This window comes from Paenibacillus sp. SAF-068 (assembly GCF_051967555.1).
GTDB lineage: Bacteria > Bacillota > Bacilli > Paenibacillales > Paenibacillaceae > Paenibacillus.
The window spans coordinates 86,474-104,509 of sequence record NZ_JBQCJX010000002.1; the positions used below are offsets into that span (position 1 = coordinate 86,474).

At 47.4% G+C, this 18,036-nt stretch carries 14 protein-coding genes and 2 riboswitches; of the genes, 11 read left to right on the forward strand and 3 right to left on the reverse strand.

Annotation, left to right across the window (positions count from 1 at the left end; translation table 11 throughout):
* The first annotated feature begins 41 nt into the window (after positions 1-41).
* The 6 genes from ACTHPG_RS14445 (at position 42) to ACTHPG_RS14470 (ending at position 6,913) form a co-directional block, all read left to right on the forward strand.
* On the forward strand, positions 42-317 hold the full coding sequence (locus ACTHPG_RS14445) for an HPr family phosphocarrier protein (protein WP_036617010.1): 276 nt from the start codon (positions 42-44) through the stop codon (positions 315-317).
* On the forward strand, positions 310-2,022 hold the full coding sequence (gene ptsP / locus ACTHPG_RS14450) for a phosphoenolpyruvate--protein phosphotransferase (RefSeq protein WP_440390300.1): 1,713 nt from the start codon (positions 310-312) through the stop codon (positions 2,020-2,022). The genes ACTHPG_RS14445 and ptsP overlap by 8 nt, the downstream gene beginning before the upstream one ends.
* 242 nt (positions 2,023-2,264) lie before the next feature.
* Positions 2,265-3,836, forward strand: a complete 1,572-nt coding sequence (locus ACTHPG_RS14455; RefSeq protein ID WP_440390301.1) for a helix-turn-helix domain-containing protein — start codon at positions 2,265-2,267, stop codon at positions 3,834-3,836.
* A gap of 133 nt (positions 3,837-3,969) precedes the next feature.
* Positions 3,970-5,127, forward strand: a complete 1,158-nt coding sequence (locus ACTHPG_RS14460) for an alpha/beta hydrolase family protein (protein ID WP_223868805.1) — start codon at positions 3,970-3,972, stop codon at positions 5,125-5,127.
* A gap of 26 nt (positions 5,128-5,153) precedes the next feature.
* Positions 5,154-6,134, forward strand: coding sequence for an ABC transporter substrate-binding protein (locus ACTHPG_RS14465; protein WP_440390302.1), 981 nt, complete (start codon positions 5,154-5,156; stop codon positions 6,132-6,134).
* Entirely contained in the window at positions 6,131-6,913 is a 783-nt protein-coding gene (locus tag ACTHPG_RS14470) for a hypothetical protein (protein WP_440390303.1), read from the forward strand. Before ACTHPG_RS14465 ends, ACTHPG_RS14470 begins: the two co-directional genes overlap by 4 nt.
* A 218-nt stretch (positions 6,914-7,131) precedes the next feature.
* Here the strand turns inward: ACTHPG_RS14470 and gcvPB are convergent, their stop codons facing one another.
* Genes gcvPB through gcvT form a run of 3 tightly spaced genes read right to left on the reverse strand, consistent with a single transcriptional unit; the run spans position 7,132 to position 11,200 of the window.
* Complete coding sequence (gene gcvPB / locus ACTHPG_RS14475; RefSeq protein WP_440390304.1) at positions 7,132-8,715, reverse strand: aminomethyl-transferring glycine dehydrogenase subunit GcvPB; 1,584 nt, start codon at positions 8,713-8,715, stop codon at positions 7,132-7,134.
* A complete protein-coding gene (gene gcvPA, locus ACTHPG_RS14480) occupies positions 8,712-10,067 on the reverse strand; it encodes an aminomethyl-transferring glycine dehydrogenase subunit GcvPA (protein ID WP_440390305.1) in 1,356 nt (451 codons plus the stop codon). The genes gcvPB and gcvPA overlap by 4 nt, the downstream gene beginning before the upstream one ends.
* The gene (gene gcvT, locus ACTHPG_RS14485; RefSeq protein ID WP_440390306.1) at positions 10,064-11,200 is read right to left on the reverse strand and encodes a glycine cleavage system aminomethyltransferase GcvT; all 1,137 of its coding nucleotides are present in this window, start codon (positions 11,198-11,200) and stop codon (positions 10,064-10,066) included. Before gcvT ends, gcvPA begins: the two co-directional genes overlap by 4 nt.
* Before the next feature lie 219 nt (positions 11,201-11,419).
* A riboswitch (glycine riboswitch) is annotated at positions 11,420-11,521 on the reverse strand.
* A 3-nt stretch (positions 11,522-11,524) separates the two neighbouring features.
* A riboswitch (glycine riboswitch) is annotated at positions 11,525-11,647 on the reverse strand.
* Positions 11,648-11,990: 343 nt separating this feature from the next.
* On the opposite strand from gcvT, the gene gcvH reads away from it, so the two are divergent.
* The 5 genes from gcvH to ACTHPG_RS14510 all read left to right on the forward strand — a co-directional run bounded on the left by gcvH (position 11,991) and on the right by ACTHPG_RS14510 (position 17,974).
* Positions 11,991-12,383 (forward strand): glycine cleavage system protein GcvH, encoded by a 393-nt coding sequence (gcvH, locus tag ACTHPG_RS14490; protein WP_440390307.1) that lies wholly within the window; start codon positions 11,991-11,993, stop codon positions 12,381-12,383.
* A gap of 419 nt (positions 12,384-12,802) precedes the next feature.
* Positions 12,803-14,260: a PTS mannitol transporter subunit IICB gene (locus ACTHPG_RS14495; protein WP_440390308.1), complete on the forward strand. Its 1,458-nt coding sequence runs from the start codon at positions 12,803-12,805 to the stop codon at positions 14,258-14,260.
* A gap of 38 nt (positions 14,261-14,298) precedes the next feature.
* Entirely contained in the window at positions 14,299-16,401 is a 2,103-nt protein-coding gene (locus tag ACTHPG_RS14500) for a BglG family transcription antiterminator (RefSeq protein ID WP_440390309.1), read from the forward strand.
* Positions 16,398-16,832, forward strand: coding sequence for a PTS sugar transporter subunit IIA (locus ACTHPG_RS14505; protein ID WP_440390310.1), 435 nt, complete (start codon positions 16,398-16,400; stop codon positions 16,830-16,832). Before ACTHPG_RS14500 ends, ACTHPG_RS14505 begins: the two co-directional genes overlap by 4 nt.
* Positions 16,829-17,974 (forward strand): mannitol-1-phosphate 5-dehydrogenase, encoded by a 1,146-nt coding sequence (locus ACTHPG_RS14510; RefSeq protein WP_440390311.1) that lies wholly within the window; start codon positions 16,829-16,831, stop codon positions 17,972-17,974. Before ACTHPG_RS14505 ends, ACTHPG_RS14510 begins: the two co-directional genes overlap by 4 nt.
* Positions 17,975-18,036 lie beyond the last annotated feature (62 nt).

The following is an 18,036-nucleotide window of genomic DNA, read 5'->3' on the forward strand; positions in this document are numbered from 1 at the left end:
TGCAATGCCTAAACCAAACTACTGAAAGTGAGATGATTGTAATGCAACAAACATTCAGAATTACAGACGAAGATGGTATCCACGCACGCCCGGCGACAGCCCTGGTTAATACAGCAAACAAATTCAAAGGTGCAGAATCCTTTGCAGAAGCTAACGGTAAAAAAGTAACTTTGAAATCCATCCTGGGTGTTCTTTCCCTCGGATTGGAACAAGGCGACACCATCAGCATCATCGTTGAAGGTGAAGGCGAAGCTGAAGCTCTTCAAGCTTTGACTGACGTTATGGTTAACGAAGGGTTGGGCGAAATTAATGCTTAATGTCTCCGGGATCGCGGCTTCGGCGGGTATTGCTATCGCCAAGGCGTTTATCTTGGAGCATCCTGACTACTCTGTAGAAAAACGCCAAATTACCGACGTTGACGCAGAGATCGCGAAACTCGACTCAGCTCTGGGCAAGTCCCAGGCTGAGCTTGAGGCGATCAAAGAGCGTACTTTACAAGAGCTTGGCGAGAAAAAAGCTGAGATTTTTGCTTCGCATTTGCTCATTCTGAATGACCCGGAATTGATTGATCCGGTTAAAGCAAGTATTGCCGATAACATGATCAATGCGGAATTTGCACTGAACGAAACGGCATCGCAATTTATCTCCATGTTTGAGAACATGAAGAGTGCATACTTACAGGAACGTGCAGCAGATATGCGTGACGTTACCAAACGTGTGCTAAATCACTTGCTTGGTATCGACTTTATGAGTCCGGCTGAGATTAACGAAGAAGTGATCGTGCTTGCGGAGGATCTGACGCCTTCCGACACGGCTCAATTGAACCGCCAATTTGTTAAAGGTTTCGCAACCAATATTGGTGGACGTACTTCTCACTCCGCGATCATGGCTCGCTCTCTTGAAATTCCGGCTGTCGTTGGAACAAAGGACATCCTGGCTCAAGCGAAGCAAGGCGATATGATCATTGTTGATGGTCTGGATGGTCACGTGCTGGTTAACCCTACGGATGAAGTTATTGCTGAATACCGTTCCAAACAGGAGCAGTATGATGCACAACGTGCTGAGTGGAGAAAATTACGTGATGAGCCAACAGTAACAGTGGACAACGTTCATGTTGAACTTGCAGCCAACATCGGTACACCGAATGATGTAACGGGTGTTCTGGAGAACGGTGGCGAGGCTGTAGGCCTGTACCGTACCGAGTTCTTGTACATGGGCAGAGACAAGCTTCCTTCCGAAGATATTCAGTACAATGCATACAAAGCGGTACTGGAAAAAATGGAAGGCAAACCTGTCGTTGTTCGTACCCTCGACATCGGTGGAGACAAAGAGCTTCCATACCTGGATCTGCCAAAAGAAATGAACCCATTCCTCGGCTTCCGCGCAGTTCGTCTGTGTCTGGACCGTCTGGATATCTTCCGTACACAATTGCGTGCATTGCTGCGTGCAAGTGTACATGGAAACCTGCGTGTTATGTTCCCAATGATCGCAACACTGGGTGAATTCCGTGAAGCAAAAGCTGTCTTGCTCGAAGAGAAAGAGAAGCTGGTTGCTGAAGGTATTGCTGTTTCTGACAGCATTCAACTCGGAATCATGGTCGAAATTCCTTCGACGGCAGTTCTCGCAGATCAGTTTGCCAAAGAAGTGGATTTCTTCAGTATCGGAACGAACGATCTGATTCAATACACTATGGCTGCAGACCGTATGAACGAACGCGTATCGTATCTGTACCAACCTTACAACCCGGCCATTTTGCGTTTGGTTAAAATGGTTATCGATGCAGCACATCGTGAAGGCAAATGGGTTGGCATGTGCGGTGAGATGGCAGGAGACGAAACAGCAATTCCATTGCTGCTCGGTCTTGGATTGGATGAGTTCAGCATGAGCGCAACCTCCATTCTGCCAGCCCGTAGTCAGATCACCAAGCTGTCCCGTGCGGATATGCAGGAACTGGCTGCTAAAGCTCTGGATATGCAAACGGCTGAACAAGTCGTTGAATTGGTTCAAAGCATTCAAGCGTAATTTTGCCGGGGTTTCCTCCGGATTTGAGGTTTTTCTTTTTCCGATAATGAGCTGCATTCATGCAGCGATTTTGCCGGTATCCGCTGTTACAGCGGGTACTGGCTTTTTTTGTTTTGAGTGTTTCTTCTTTTCTCCAGATAAGCTAGATTTTCCAGTTTGTATATTGAGTGAAAATCATTATCATTAAGGTAGATAACCATAATTAAAAATACATATCATGCTGTGGGGAAAGTAGGGTTGCGATGAAAGGCAATGAGAAGAAGGCAGTTCAATTGCTTAAATATAGCAGTATCGATACGTTTGAAGTGTCCCGGAATGGAGAATCTGTTCATCCCGTTGCAGGTGAACACACGGCTATCCTGTGTATGGGCGGCACGGGAACACTACTCACCAATGAACACATTTCGCCACTAAACCAAGGAGAAGTTTATTTACTTCCTTCAGGGGATGGGTTCAGGCTGATGGCTGATGAGCAAGTGTTAACAGGCTTTTTGATCCGGTTTGAAATATACGAGATTGTCGGGGAACAGCAAGTAATCACAAGCAAAGATTGTATGAGAGGCTTATTCTGGTGTAAAGACCAACAACAACTCGCCATCTCATGCAGTCGATTGATTCAATCTGACGCTGCTGGCGAAGAGGATCAATTCAGCAGACAGGCCGAATTATATGGTCTGATGTCTTCGCTTGTTCAAGCCGAAGTAAAATCACAGAGCATAGAAACTACGGCTGCTGCCATTACACGCGTATCCGAATTTATGAGTGAACATCTGGAGCATGAACTGAAGCGTAATGAACTGGCCAAGCTGGCTGGACTGAGCCCGGGATATTTTTCGTGGGCATTTCAACATTATATAGGAAAGACGCCTACAACGTATCTGATGGACATCAGAATGAAACGTGCAAGAGAACTGCTTTTATCAGGTGACGGTGTAAAAGAGACCGCAGTTCGTGTCGGCTACGAAGATGAATTTTATTTTAGCAGGAGATTCAAACAGAAGATGGGCCTTTCACCAATCGCTTTTGTCAAAAGCCGTAGATACAGCATCGCAAGTGTATCTGATCCGATCTCGGGTAGTTTACTGGCGCTTGGTCTGCTTCCAAAGGCGGCGGCTTTTTATCCCAATCACGAGTTATACAATCGCATGACCCGGCTGCACTCTTATGAGCTTGGGGAGGGGGCAATTTGGCAAGAAAATGTGGAAAGATTACGTGTGGCGGAGCCCAACCTTATTTTTTGCACTGACAGTCTGGCAGAACAGGCACGAAAAGAGCTGGAGCATATTGCGCCTACGGTCCCCATCCCGTGGTTATCGGCGGACTGGCGACAACAGCTGCGAACCATTGCAGAAGTGATGGAGCAACGAGAAGAGGCTGAGGGATGGTTGGCAGAATACGACAGAAAAGCAGAGACAGTCTATCACAAAGTTAGACGTAAAATTGGTGGAGCTACCGTAAATATATGGCGAATTACTGATACGGAGTACCGGATTTATGGAAAACGTAATGCTGGCGCGGTCCTCTATAATGATTTTGGACTGACGGCTACACATCGTCTCGACGAGATCACTGTTTTTGAATCAGTGACGAAAGAAGCACTGGAAAACTACGATGCAGACATCCTCATTATCATGGTGGATTCCACAGAGCAGGCAGTCAAGGAATGGAGGGCACTTCAGATCAGCGAACAATGGCAACGTTTGGCAGCGGTGAGACATGAGCATGTGTATGAGGTGGGAACCGAAAAATTATTCGAGTATTCAGCTTGGTCGCATGATCGGGCACTTTCTTACTTTATGCGGTTATTTGGCTGACCAAAGTCCAGTTCAATCCGTTTAAATATCCATGTTTGGACGGAGCATTGAATGATATGATAATCATTGAGAAAGAAAATCATTATCAATTCAAGGAGGTGACTGTTCCATTTCTGGAAAGCCGCCTTGGAATCTGGAGCAATTATACGAAGTACCTGAACGATTCCAACTCTCCGAAGATCTACATACCGGAGTTAATTCCTTATTCTATGAGGGTGTTTCATACAAAGGACGTGCTACTCGCATATTTGCCTACTATGGAATCCCGGACTCAATCTCTCCGGACGAGGAAGTGCCAGCTCTTATATTGGTCCATGGTGGAGCTGGCACAGCATATAAGAGCTGGGTGAAAGAATGGATGGCAAGGGGGTATGCTGCGATTGCCATGGATCTGGAAGGACATGTTCCATACGGGGATGAGGAACACACAGAACGAATGGAATGGCCTTCACATCCATGGAGCGGACCAGTGAAGCAAGGTGTATTTGCCGATTACGAGCAGCCTGTAGAGGACCAATGGATGTATCATGCGGTAGCTGCCGTAATAAAGGCCCATTCACTTCTCGGCTCCTTCAAAGGGGTGGATAAACATCGAGTAGGCATAACCGGAATTTCCTGGGGAGGGATCATCACAAGTTTGGTAGCAGGACTGGATACTAGGCTTTCTTTTGCCATGCCTGTTTATGGATGTGGGTATTTATATGAACCAGGTTCCTATTATGGAATGGGCTTTGCTTCTATGCCGGAGGTAGATGCTGAACGTATTCGTTTATTATGGGATCCCTCTACTTACCTCTCCGGGAGTCGACTACCGATGTTGTGGCTTAACGGGAGTAATGATACACATTTTCCGCTATCCATTTTCAACAAGTCCTATGAAGAGCATCTCAACTGTTACCCGATTAACAGACATAGCAGATTAAGTCTTCATCCGGGTCTTGGGCATTCATACAAGGATGCATGGACATGCAGTGAGGTCTATGCATTTGCTGATAGTATCGCTAAGGGGGGACCGGCACTTACTGAGATACGTGGAGAACAGTTCGAGGGTGATTGGTTCAGCGTACATTATGCCTCATCCGTTCCGATTCTGGAAGCTACGTTGTATTGGTGTAAGGACGATAGGGATTGGAGGATTACCAAATGGGAGACGATCCCCGCATCGTTGGATGCAATAAACAACAAAGCAATGATACGTCTTCCAAAGCATGCTGTTTCGTTCTTTGTGAATATGAGAAATGAAAAGGGCTGGATTACGAGTACACGCGTCATGAAAATAAGAAAAGAATAACCAATGAATAAGGGGATTTGTATAAAATGAAACGACGGAATCAACGCAATTTAACTATAACCGCAGTTTTGCTTGCAATGCTAGTTCTGATCGTGGCCTGTGGCAACGAAGTCAAACCAGGTGTGTCTGCCGAGGAACCAGCGCCACAGGAACAATCTGCATCTAATGATACTAATGATGCTACTTTTACATTTAAGGATACAACCGGAGAGCAGACGTTATCTCAAGAACCGGTGAATATCGCTTCAACAGTGACATATTTGACGGATCACCTGATCGCGCTTGGTATGACACCGAAAGCCACGGTGAAGTCACAAAACGAAGATTTCCCGTTATATTTGAAACCTTTCTTGAATAATGTGGAGATCATTGGTGAACAAGGTAAAGTTAGTGCCGAGAAATTGCTATCTCTTGGGCCAGATCTAATTATGACGGATACGAACAGCGAAGAGCAGTACGAGAGTTACGCCAAGATTGCTCCAACGGCGATGCTGGAGAATGGGTATGTAGCACCTGACTGGCAGACGGCATTTCGCGCAACTGCTGCTTCGTTTGGTCTGAACGATAAAGCTGAGGAAGTAATCACTGCCTATGAAAAAGAGAAAGCGGAGGCGATCCAGAACGTACACGCCAAAGCGGAAGGTAAGACACTTATGGTATTGCGTATCAGAAATGATGTTCGTTACTACGGAGATATGGATTATAGATGGCTTTACGACGATTTTGGCTTCTCCAGACCGGATGTTTTCCCGGAGACAAGTGCAGAAAGTCGGTATGAGGTGCTATCGAATGAAAAACTGCCAGAGATTAATCCGGATTACATCATCCTGATCAATGATAATGACGAAATCTATAATAATCTGGAGAGTCTTGGAATTTGGAAAAATATGAAGGCCGTGAAGAATAATCAGGTATTCCAGGTGGCGTCGGATTCATGGTTTGGTGGTTACGGACCTAATGCGGCGACTTCCATGCTGGATGACCTGACTCGTTTGTTCGGTCAATGATGCGCGAGGGGATACGTGAGGAACTGAGGGTCCACTTTAATCTTGTAGACAAACTGCATGGTGTGCCTGTTGCATCCTTATATGGCGATTCTATTCTGGACCCGGAGAAAATGAGCAGCTTCTTGTCCACCTACCAACAGTTAATCGAGGGGCATGACCAAACGGTCGCCGCAGCCTATTTCACCAGTTGGTTTGGAAGTGTAGCAGCTGCACTGCAATATATCGTCACGGTGTATGATGCAGCTCCCAATCTCTCGCTTGCCAATCTCAATGTACATTTGATGCAGGAAAAGGGATATACGCGAATTACTTTTCAACTTGAAAAACTGGAGGTTGACCTCGCTCCGAATGATTCGGAAGGAAGAAGCGTCTGGATTGAAGCAGAATTCAACCGTTTCTACAGTCGGACTGCACGTCCTTTAATAGAGTGTTTGTCCTACGTTTCGGGGTTGCATGTCAGCATGTTGTGGGGGCAGTTGCCAACGGCTTTGGAAAACTACAGGGAGAACATCTGTGAAGCATTTCAGCACGAAGAAGCTGTCATGCGCAAGTTAACTGCTGTTGAACATGTTATGCAAAATGTGCTGACTCCTAATGTGTTTGGGCTGGGAAAGAATCCGCTATGTGTCAGAACTCGCATGATTGATCATCCCCTGGAACCATCGAAGAGACTTGCGATCAAAAATGTATGTTGTCTTCAATACTTACGGCAAGGTCGATCCTATTGTTACACTTGTCCGCGTTTGGGGAAGAAGGAACGGGCTAATTGGAAGTCTTAGACTGAAAGAATACAGGACAGTGATAGGGGCCTAATCGGAGAAGAAAAAATAACAGCCGCGCTTCTGCGTGGCTGTTATTTTTTAAAACGGATAACTAATGTAAATGTTCCCTGTACTTCGTAATTATTTCACCCACCAGGCGGATACCGTACAGATACGAATGGTATGCTCAGGAAGGGATATTGTAGGAGCACTACGTATACAGGTTATTACTTGGTTTAACTGCAAGCGCAGTTCAGTACAGGTTTGCGGGCAGCAGTGGTCTCATCCAGACGAGTCACCGGTGTGCCATAAGGTGCGTTGAGTACCAATTCAGGTGTCTCTTCCGCTTCTTTGGCAATCCGTATCATCGTATCAATGAACCCATCCAGCGTTTCCTTGCTTTCAGTTTCCGTTGGCTCGATCATGATGCATTCCTCCACATTGAGCGGGAAGTATACCGTAGGCGGATGATATCCAAAATCAAGTAATCGTTTGGCAACATCCAGTGTACGCACACCATATTGCTTCAGTCCCCGACCCGACATGACAAATTCATGTTTGCATACACCTGGATACGGAATCTCATAGTAAGGTGCAAGACGGGCCATCATATAGTTGGCATTCAGTACCGCACACTCCGATACACGACGCAAACCTTCTGGTCCATAGGTGCGAATGTAGGCATATGCACGTACCAGGATACCGAAGTTTCCGTAGTAGGCTTTGACCCGACCAATCGATTGATCACCTTCACGATCAAATGCATACATACCATCTTCATTCTTGATCACCATTGGTTTAGGCAGGAACGGAATCAGACGGCTCTTCACGCCAACGGGTCCTGCACCTGGTCCACCACCGCCATGAGGCGTACTCATCGTTTTGTGCAAGTTCAGATGCACCACGTCAAAGCCCATATCACCCGGACGCGTAATGCCCATAATGGCATTGGAATTGGCTCCATCGTAATACAACAAGCCACCAGCCTGATGCACGATGGATGCAATCTCCTGAATATCTTTCTCGAACAGACCAAGTGTATTCGGGTTGGTTAGCATCAGTGCTGCCGTATCCGAACCAACAGCTGCTCGCAGTGCATCGAGATCCACCAATCCATCTGCGCGCGATGGAATCGTCACCGTTTCGAATCCTGCAACCGTTGCACTTGCAGGGTTGGTCCCGTGAGATGAATCGGGCACGATGACTTTGGTACGTTGTTCACCACGACCTTCGTGGTAGGCACGAATCATCATAAGTCCGGTCCATTCCCCATGGGCACCAGCGGCTGGTTGCAGGGTTACCGCATCCATACCTGTCAGCCCTGCAAGGTCGTTTTGCAATGTATATAACAGTTCAAGTGCACCTTGAATGCTGGATTCATGCTGATAAGGGTGGATTTTGGCGAAGCCATTGTAACGTGCAACATCCTCATTAATCTTCGGATTGTATTTCATCGTACAAGAACCCAGCGGATAGAATCCGTTATCTACGCCGAAGTTGCGACGGGACAGCGCAGTATAGTGTCTGATAACATCTACCTCAAATACTTCAGGCAGTGCCGCTGCTTCCGAACGGAGCATTTCCCGGGGAATCAACGTGTCAACAGCCTGACGAGGAACGTCACATTCCGGCAGGGAATAAGCGACGCGTCCAGGACTGCTGAGTTCAAAGATCAATGATTGTTCCGGAGCAGGAGATAAGGACTGTGCGCTGAATGTTGTAGCTGTCTCAGATTGAGCCGTAGTGGAGACAGAGGCGCCCATTTCGGATTGTCCTTGTACCGTTGTTGTCGTTGTCGTTGTCGTCGTTTCCTGAGTCACAGCGATCCCTCCAATGCTCGTGCGAATTCGTCGATCTCTTCCTTACTGCGTCGTTCGGTAACAGCAATCAGCATATGTCCGGCAAGCTCCGGATAATCACGTTCAAGCTCATAGCCACCGATAAAGCCCGCATCCAGCAGTTTCAATTGAAGGGCATCCACGTCGGTTCCTTCAGGCAGCTTAATCACAAATTCATTGAATGTTGGGGCATTAAACGTTAGGCTAACGCCGGGAATCGCAGTTAATGTATTCAGGGTGTAATGACTCTTTAGCAGATTCAGATCTGCGACATCAATCATGCCTTGTTTACCCATAATGGACATATAGACAGATGCGCTGAGCGCAAGCAAAGCCTGGTTGGAACATATATTGGATGTCGCCTTTTCGCGGCGAATGTGCTGTTCACGCGCTTGCAATGTCAGTACAAAACCGCGCTTGCCGTTGCGATCCGTAGTCTGGCCTACAATTCGACCAGGAATTCGGCGCATATGAGGCTGGGATACGGCGAAATATCCGCATGTCGGGCCGCCAAGTGAAGCGGCGATACCAAGGGGTTGCGCATCGCCAACAACGATGTCGGCACCCAGCTTGCCTGGGGCTTCCAGCAGACCCAGCGATAGCGGGTTGGCACTCACGACGAGCAGACCCTTGTGCGCATGCACGAGGTCAGCGGCTTGCTTTACATTTTCTACGGCACCAAAGAAGTTCGGACTCTGAATCATGACAGCAGCGGTATCATCCGATATGGCGGCTTGCAGGGCATCCCAGTCAGTGACTCCATCCTTATAGCCGATCTCGACAATCTCCAAACGGAGTCCATGCGCATAGGCCTGCAATACCTGACGGGCTTCCGGATGAACGGTACGGGATACGATCAGCTGTTTGCGACGAGTTGCCGCTGCGGCCAGATTGCCTGCTTCTGCAAAGGCAGTTGCGCCGTCATACATGCTGGCATTGGCTACAGCCATACCGGTTAATTCACAGATGTAAGACTGAAATTCGAAAATCGCCTGAAGTTCACCTTGGCTGATCTCAGGCTGATAAGGTGTGTAGGCAGTGTAGAACTCCGAACGTGAAATGACATGATTAATGACCGAAGGGACATGATGATCGTATATGCCTGCACCGAGGAAGCTGGCGTGTGTTTCAAAATTGGCATTGGCGCCAGCCTGTTTGGACATGTGACGTGTCAGTGCATATTCATCAAGTTTCGAGGATACGGGCAGCTCACCCTGATAACGAATCTCTTGGGGAATGTCCTGAAACAGTTCCTCCATCGTATCCACACCGATGGTTGCGAGCATGGCGCTCTGATCTTGCTCGGTCATGGGAATGTAACGGTGCTTGCTCATGCTTGATCAGCTCCTTGAGTAGGTGTCTTTGACGTACGTGTCCGTTTGTGAAAAGGGGTCTTTACGACCTCGGCTTTCAGTTTCTTACCGCGGATCTCAATCTCAAGCGGGGTCCCCAGCGCAGCATAACGGCTGTCGATGAGGGCAAGCCCCAGATTACGCTTCAATGTAGGGGATTGCGTACCTGTCGTCACTTCGCCAATCTGAACGCCTTCAGCGTAAATCGGATAGTGGGGGCGGGGAATGCCACGCTCCAGCACTTCGATGCCGACCAGTTTGCGGGCGGGACCGTCATTTTTTTGCTGTAACAAAGCTTCGTGTCCGATAAAGGGTCCAGCATTCAGCTTCACAAACATGCCAACACCAGCTTCAAGCGGAGAGATGGTTGCCGACAATTCCTGTCCATATAGAGGAAGCTTCGCTTCAAAGCGCAGTGTATCCCGGGCACCAAGTCCGGTTGGCACCAGCCCATGACCTTCACCGGCTTTCATTAATCCATTCCACACTACAGCAGCCTGATCTGCTGGAACATATAGTTCAAAGCCGTCTTCACCGGTATAACCCGTACGGGACAACAGCAACTTTACACCACATACTTCGGCATTCTGCACAAAACGAAACGGTTCAATGGAGCTTACATCTGTATCTGTAACTTTTCCGATAATATCTACAGCCAGTGGACCTTGCAGGGCGAGGAGCGCTGTCTGCTCCGAATCGTTGGTCATGCTTACGCCAGGGATCAGGTGCTCTTGCAGCCATGCCCAATCCTTGTCGATGTTGGAGGCGTTAACGACGAGCATATAATGCTGATCTTCCAACTTATACACGAGCAGATCGTCAACCACACCGCCATCTGGATAACACATCAGGGTATATTGGGCTTGACCCGGAACCAGCGTGGTCACATCATTGGTCATCATTTGTTGCAAAAATGTTTCAGCCTGCTCACCCTGTACCGTGAATTCGCCCATATGGGATACATCGAACAGTCCGGCACGCTCACGCACCGCTTCATGTTCTTTCTGGATTCCGCTGAATTGCACCGGAAGCTCCCAGCCTCCAAAATCAATGCACCGTACGCCTTCATATTGCTGATATAGTGAAAAGAGTGGTGTTCTTAGCAAATCGGACATCCAATCACCTCGTCATGGGCCGTCAAAAACGGCCGAATATACAATCGTGGATCAATGAACCAGGTTATTTTTTTAATTTTCAGCTAGAAGTCATTCGTAGATAAGTATGGTAAGGCAGCTATGGCAGCGCCGATTGGAATCCTGTTTTTCGTTTTTTGGGAAAAAGGAAAAGGACAGGCCAAAGAATCGGCATGCCAAGTAGCACGCTGCATTCTAAGGCTCTGTCCCTTGTACCTGAGAGTTACCCCGCCGCATTAGTAAAGCAGGTTTCCCCTTGGGTGATCATGACGCCCGCACAGGGCGAATAGATGCTCTCCAGAGTTGCGTCCCGTAAAAGTCCTTTTGCCTGAGAGATTCACCCCCGCTTATCGGTGGTTTACTCCTTCGGCGTTACCTCATGTACATCCCGAACCGGGTGGTATGGGTAATCTCTCCCTTTACATTCATCCGCGGGTATAACATAGTCCAATAAACACAATTACTCCTCTCATTAAAACGTGAATCCACTACCGATGTCAAGAACGATATCATAGATAATGATTAAAAACCGAATGTTTATTTTGAATTTTATTTTATCGTTCGTGTATTTAAAAAGGTTACGCTTACTATTCTAATATTCACCAGTATATGTAGAAAGAGTGTATTCAGGTTACGGTTTGAGGAGGCCAATATCAAATAAATTGTGAGGTATCTTGACATTTGATTCAAAAATATCATACGCTATGTTCTGGGAAAAAGGTTAAGGCCAAAGAACGCATGCACTCATTAATGAAAAGCGAGGCGGATATCGATGAGCGAATTGAAAAGTGATTTCCTGTACAGTGAAGAGCACGAATGGGTGCAAACCGTAGGGGAGGATACTGTACGTATTGGCATTACCGAGTTCGCGCAGCATCAGCTGGGTGACATTGTGTTTGTGGAATTGCCTGACCTTGAATCCAATGTAAAAGCAGAAGACAGCATTGGAACGATCGAATCGGTCAAAACGGTGTCGGACTTGTTCTCTCCCGTCACAGGTTCAATTATTGCAGTCAATGATTCATTGCAAGATTCACCTGAACTTGTGAACAGTTCTCCTTACGAGGAAGGCTGGATGATTGAGATTCGTGTTGAGGGAGATCTGACAGCAGCTTTATCTTCATTGATGAATGCAGAAGCGTATCGTAAACATACGGAAGAATAGGATCTACGAACTTGTACTTATTGACATATATTTTATAACAAAATAAAATGAGCTTTATATTGTTTTGACCTGTGTGAGCCTGATGCTTGCACAGGTTTTTTGTGCTTTCCAAGAATGATTTTGATTGAGAATTCAAGCAAATTGTGGATGTAAGTCCTCTGATTGGATCAAGCTATAGGGTAGGATATGATATTGGGAATGACAAATGTCATAGGCAATAAAATCCTTGTGTACCAATGGTTTCAGCGATTATGCATCAATAAAAGCGATTACATAACCTAATGTTGTCATCATTGTTCATGACGAAAGTACGCTTTCATTTCATTGAATAGAAGAGCATTCTCGCTTAGGATTACAGCAGGGGAGAAATGATACCCCTTTCATAAATCATAATCACTTGATCCAAGGAGGATAATACAATGAGTAATTTGGACCAATCGTCCAATTCCAAAGGTGGGCTACGGGTAGGTGTGCAGCGTTTTGGCCGATTCCTGAGCGGTATGGTCATGCCGAATATGGGTGCATTTATCGCCTGGGGATTAATTACGGCTATGTTTATTAAAACAGGCTGGTTCCCTAATGAGACGCTTGAACAGCTAGTCGATCCGATGATCAAATATTTGCTGCCACTGTTGATTGGTTACACCGGGGGTACGATGGTGCATGGTCAGCGTGGTGGTGTCGTGGGTGCCATTATGACCATTGGGGTCATCGTGGGCAGTGATATTCCGATGTTCCTCGGTGCCATGATTGCCGGACCACTGGCAGCATGGATCATCAAAAAGTTCGATAAATCCATTGAAGGTAAAGTTAGAGCCGGATTCGAAATGTTGGTTAATAACTTCTCAGCCGGTATTATTGGCGGGATCCTGGGGATTTTTGCTCTACTGGGTATTGGGCCAGCTGTAGAAGCGATTAGCAAAGTATTGTCTGCCGGGGTGCAAGGTCTGATGAATCTGGGCTTGCTACCGCTGGTCAACCTGATTATCGAACCAGGTAAAGTATTGTTCCTGAACAATGCAATCAACCACGGTATTCTGACCCCGATTGCAACCGATCAGGCAAGAGAATTAGGACAATCTGTTCTATACATGCTTGAATCCAACCCGGGTCCGGGACTTGGTATCTTGCTTGCTTACTGTTTCTTCGGACGCGGAATGGCCAAATCTTCTGCACCGGGTGCCGTTATCATTCATTTCTTCGGGGGAATTCATGAGATCTACTTCCCTTACATTCTGATGAGACCGATTCTGATTCTTGCCGCAATTGCGGGTGGCGTCGCAGGTACATTAACATTCATGCTCACTGGAGCAGGACTTGTTTCAGCACCATCACCGGGTAGTATTATCGCGTATTTCCTCTTAACACCAAAAGGTGGATACCTGCCGATGCTTGCAGGAGTGCTTGTAGCAGCCGTCGTTTCTTTCCTGGTTGCAGCAGTGTTGCTGAAAACAGGTAAACAAAAGGACGAAGATCTGGAGTCTGCATCCAGTCGGATGAAAGACATGAAGAGTCAAGGAACCGTGCCAAACGCTGGCATTACGGCTAATAATCATCGTGAAGCAGACAGAGCCGGGGATATCGCTTCTTCTACATTGAAAACAGATGTGAAGAAGATTGTTTTCTCCTGTGATGCAGGCATGGGGTCGAGTGCCATGGGCGCTTCCATTCTACGCAAGAAGATGAAGGCAGAGGGGATTGACGTTACGGTAACCAATACGGCTATCAGTGATATCCCGCCGGATGCAGATGTGGTAATCACACAACAAATATTAACGGATCGTGCCCGCTCCGTTGCGCCGAACGCAGAACATATATCCATCGACAACTTCCTAAAAAGCCCGGAATACGATGCGCTCGTTGAACGTCTAAAGTAATTGCACGCATTCGTTTTCCCTGAGCCGGAGGCTGAGCTATGAGTATTACCAAAAGACAACGTGAAATCGTGGAGTTTCTGCTGGAGCATCCACATGAAGTCACTGCCGGCGAAATCGCCGTTGAAGTAAAGGTCAGTACCCGAACGGTTCACCGGGAGCTTCAAATGATTGAACAATGGCTTGAACCTATAGGCATGAGGCTGGAAAAAAAATCAGGAACCGGTATCCGAATCGATGCCAGTTCCGATGATCTGGCTGTATTGCGCCAGCAATTGGACGGTAAAGAATATGTGGAGTTTACGCCGGAAGAGCGTAAGCTCTTCATGCTTTGTATCCTGCTTGATGAACCGGAGCCTGTAAAGTTGCTTGCCCTGGCTTCGGATCTGAAAGTGACCGTATCTACCGTAACCGCTGATCTGGACGATCTGGAATCACGCATTCGTCAGGCGGGACTGAAGCTGGTTCGCAGGCGTGGATATGGCGTCAAGATTAACGGAAGTGAGACCATTCATCGCACAGCCATAGCTGCGCTTGCTCTGGAATTTCTGGATGAGTCCGACCTGTTCGGAAGACAACCAGAACAAGGAGGCTCCATCGTAAACCAAAAATTGCTGGATATGATTGGACACGGTGATGTGCTTACAGTAGAAAACGCGTTATGGCAGCCAGATATTGAATGGCTGGAAAACATTCCGGAGCGTCAATACATGAAGCTGCTGATTCAATTATCCGTAGCGGTTGTACGTATTCGTAAGGGCTTTGGCATCGGCCGTATGTCTCCACGAGAGAATACGGGAGATGCAGTTGCAGTGCAGGATGAGATGAAGGTTCCACCTTATATGGCTTCACGTTTGTGTAGTGTGTTATCCACTCAGCTGGGGCTGGCATTCTCCCAAGATGAGCAAGCTTATATTCACAGACTCTTAATGGAGACCGAGCAGCGGATTCACTCTTCGCGGCTGTTGCCAATAGACGATTTGATTTTACTGGACAGGGTACATTCACTGATTGATCAGATGCAGGCGAGAACGCATTACACCTTTCATGAGGATCGTTTGCTTCGTGAAGGTCTGCTTGCTCATATGCAACCTGTAATGGAGCGAATTGAAGGGCACCAGATGATTCGTAATCCGCTATTGCAGCAGATCCGAAAGGATTATGATTCACTTTTTGAAGATGTCAAAAAATCTGTGGGGCAAGCTTGGCCAGGCACAGACGTTCCGGATGAGGAAATTGGTTTTCTGGTCATGCATTTTGGGGCTTCCATCGAGAGATTACGTGTATTGAAACGGGAGATCCGGGCGATCATCGTGTGTACAAGCGGAATTGGATCATCACGGATGCTGTCTAGCCGTCTGTCCAAGGAGATTCCCGAGATTCGCATCATGGATAGCGTCTCCTGGTATGAGGCTGCCCGGATTCCTACAGATCAATATGATCTGGTGTTATCCACTGTCGATCTGCCGATGGAGGAGCATCAGTATTACAAAGTGAGTCCACTGCTTACGGCAGAAGAGAGCGAACGTCTGCGTCATTTTATCCGGACAACAACGTTACAACGGCAGCATAACAAGCCGCATGAAACAGAGGTTCAGACGACAAGTCGTTACTCGGACCCTGACGGAATGGAAGCTATTTTAGTTGAAATCGTTCGAATCATTGGCAAGTTTCAGGTGTATCCGCTGGATAACCAGGATATCGGTTTCTATAAGACCGTATATGCGATGTGTAATGTACTCCATGGATCTGGTGTGCTGAAGGAACCGCAGGAGGTCGCAAAACGGTTGGAGGCACGTGAAGCAGTGGGGAGTCAGAAGATTCCTGGCACAAGACTTGCGCTGTTTCATACACGGAGTGAGGGGATTTACAGGCCGTCCATTAGCTTGTTTCAGCTCACTGAGCCACTTCTTCGTACGCCGGATGATCCGGTAGGAGTTACCCATATCCTCTTGATGCTCGGTCCCAGAGAACTATCCAAGGAAAGTCTGGAGGTTCTCAGCGAGATCAGCGCCCTGTTATTACAGGAAGAGATGATTACATTACTGGAAAAGGGAATCAGGGATGAACTCATTCATTACCTGTCCCAGGAACTGGTTGGATTTTATCGCAGTAAAACCGAAATTGGAGGTCAAAAATTATGAGTATGTTAACAACAGATAAAGTCATCATGAATGCGACGGCTCAGGACAAATACGAAGCGATTCGCATGGCAGGACAGATTCTGAAAGACGCGGGACATATTACCGCTGATTACATTGAAAAGATGATTGAACGTGAGGAGATTGTCTCGACTTATGTAGGGAACGGCCTAGCTATTCCGCACGGTACGAAGGAATCCAAAGCATTCATTTTATCCACAGGCATCTCTGTCACTCAGTATCCACAGGGTGTTGATTTTGGCGAAGAAAAGGCTTATATGGTCATTGGTATCGCGGCTCAAGGCGGGGAACATATGGAAATCTTGACTAGCATCGCGGTGATCTGTGCTGAGGATGAGAACATGGAGGCCCTGCGTCTGGCCAAAACAGCCGAAGAAGTTATCGCGATTCTGGAAAGTGAAATGGAGCTATGAAGGCCCTACACTTTGGCGCAGGTAACATTGGACGCGGGTTTATTGGGTTAATCCTCTCCCGTGCAGGGTATGAGGTTGTTTTCTCCGACGTTAATCAGGAATTGGTGAACGCTCTCCACCAACGGGGGCAGTATACGGTGGAACTGGCTAACGAGAGCAAGGATCAGGAGACTGTGACAGGCGTAAATGCAATTGATGGAACCCAACTGGAGTCGGTTGCCCAAACCGTTGTGGAAGCGGATCTCATCACAACCGCAGTGGGCGTGGGCGTTCTGAAACATATTGCACCAGGTATTGCGAAGGGACTTGAAAAAAGACTGAATTCCGGTCCTGCACAAAACCCTCTTCACATTATTGCTTGCGAGAACGCAATTGGAGCCAGTACACAATTGAAAGAGCATGTATATGCTCTGCTCAATGAGGAGGTACGTTCCCTTGCGGATCAATACATTTATTTTCCCGATTCGGCCGTAGACCGGATTGTGCCTATACAGCATCATGAAGATCCGTTACATGTACAGGTGGAGCCTTTTTACGAGTGGGTGGTGGATCGTTCCCAGATGGCTCCTGCATTCAAACCGGTTGAAGGCATTGTATATGTCGATGATCTTGAGCCTTATATCGAACGTAAACTGTTCACTGTAAATACAGGACACTGTGTTGCAGCGTACATCGGTAATGTGCATGGGTATGACACGATTCAGAAGGCTATCGCCGATGAAAAGGTAAAATCCATTGTATACGGGGCTTTGCAGGAAACCGGAGAAGTTCTGGTGAAACGGTTTGGATTCAACCGGGAAGAGCATGAGCAGTATATTGTCAAAATATTGGGACGGTTCGTCAACCCGTATCTCACCGATGAGGTTACTCGTGTGGGTCGTTCCCCGCTGCGCAAGCTGTCTCCGAATGATCGTCTGGTGCGTCCCGCTCTTCAGGCTTATGCGGATGGAACCGAAACGACCTATCTGGCCATGGGTATGGCAGCAGCCTGCAAGTTCGAGGTCTCCGATGATCCGGAAGCAGTGGAACTGCAGGACATGATCCGCCAGAAGGGGATTGCAGCTGCGCTCCATCATTATACATCCATGGATGAGCATCATCCGGTGCTGGAACAGGCTGTTGCCCAGTATAACCAAATGTAAGAGCAAGGTAGACAGCTAACAGCATAGGTAGTATAGATACGGCATAATAAAAAAAGAGCCAT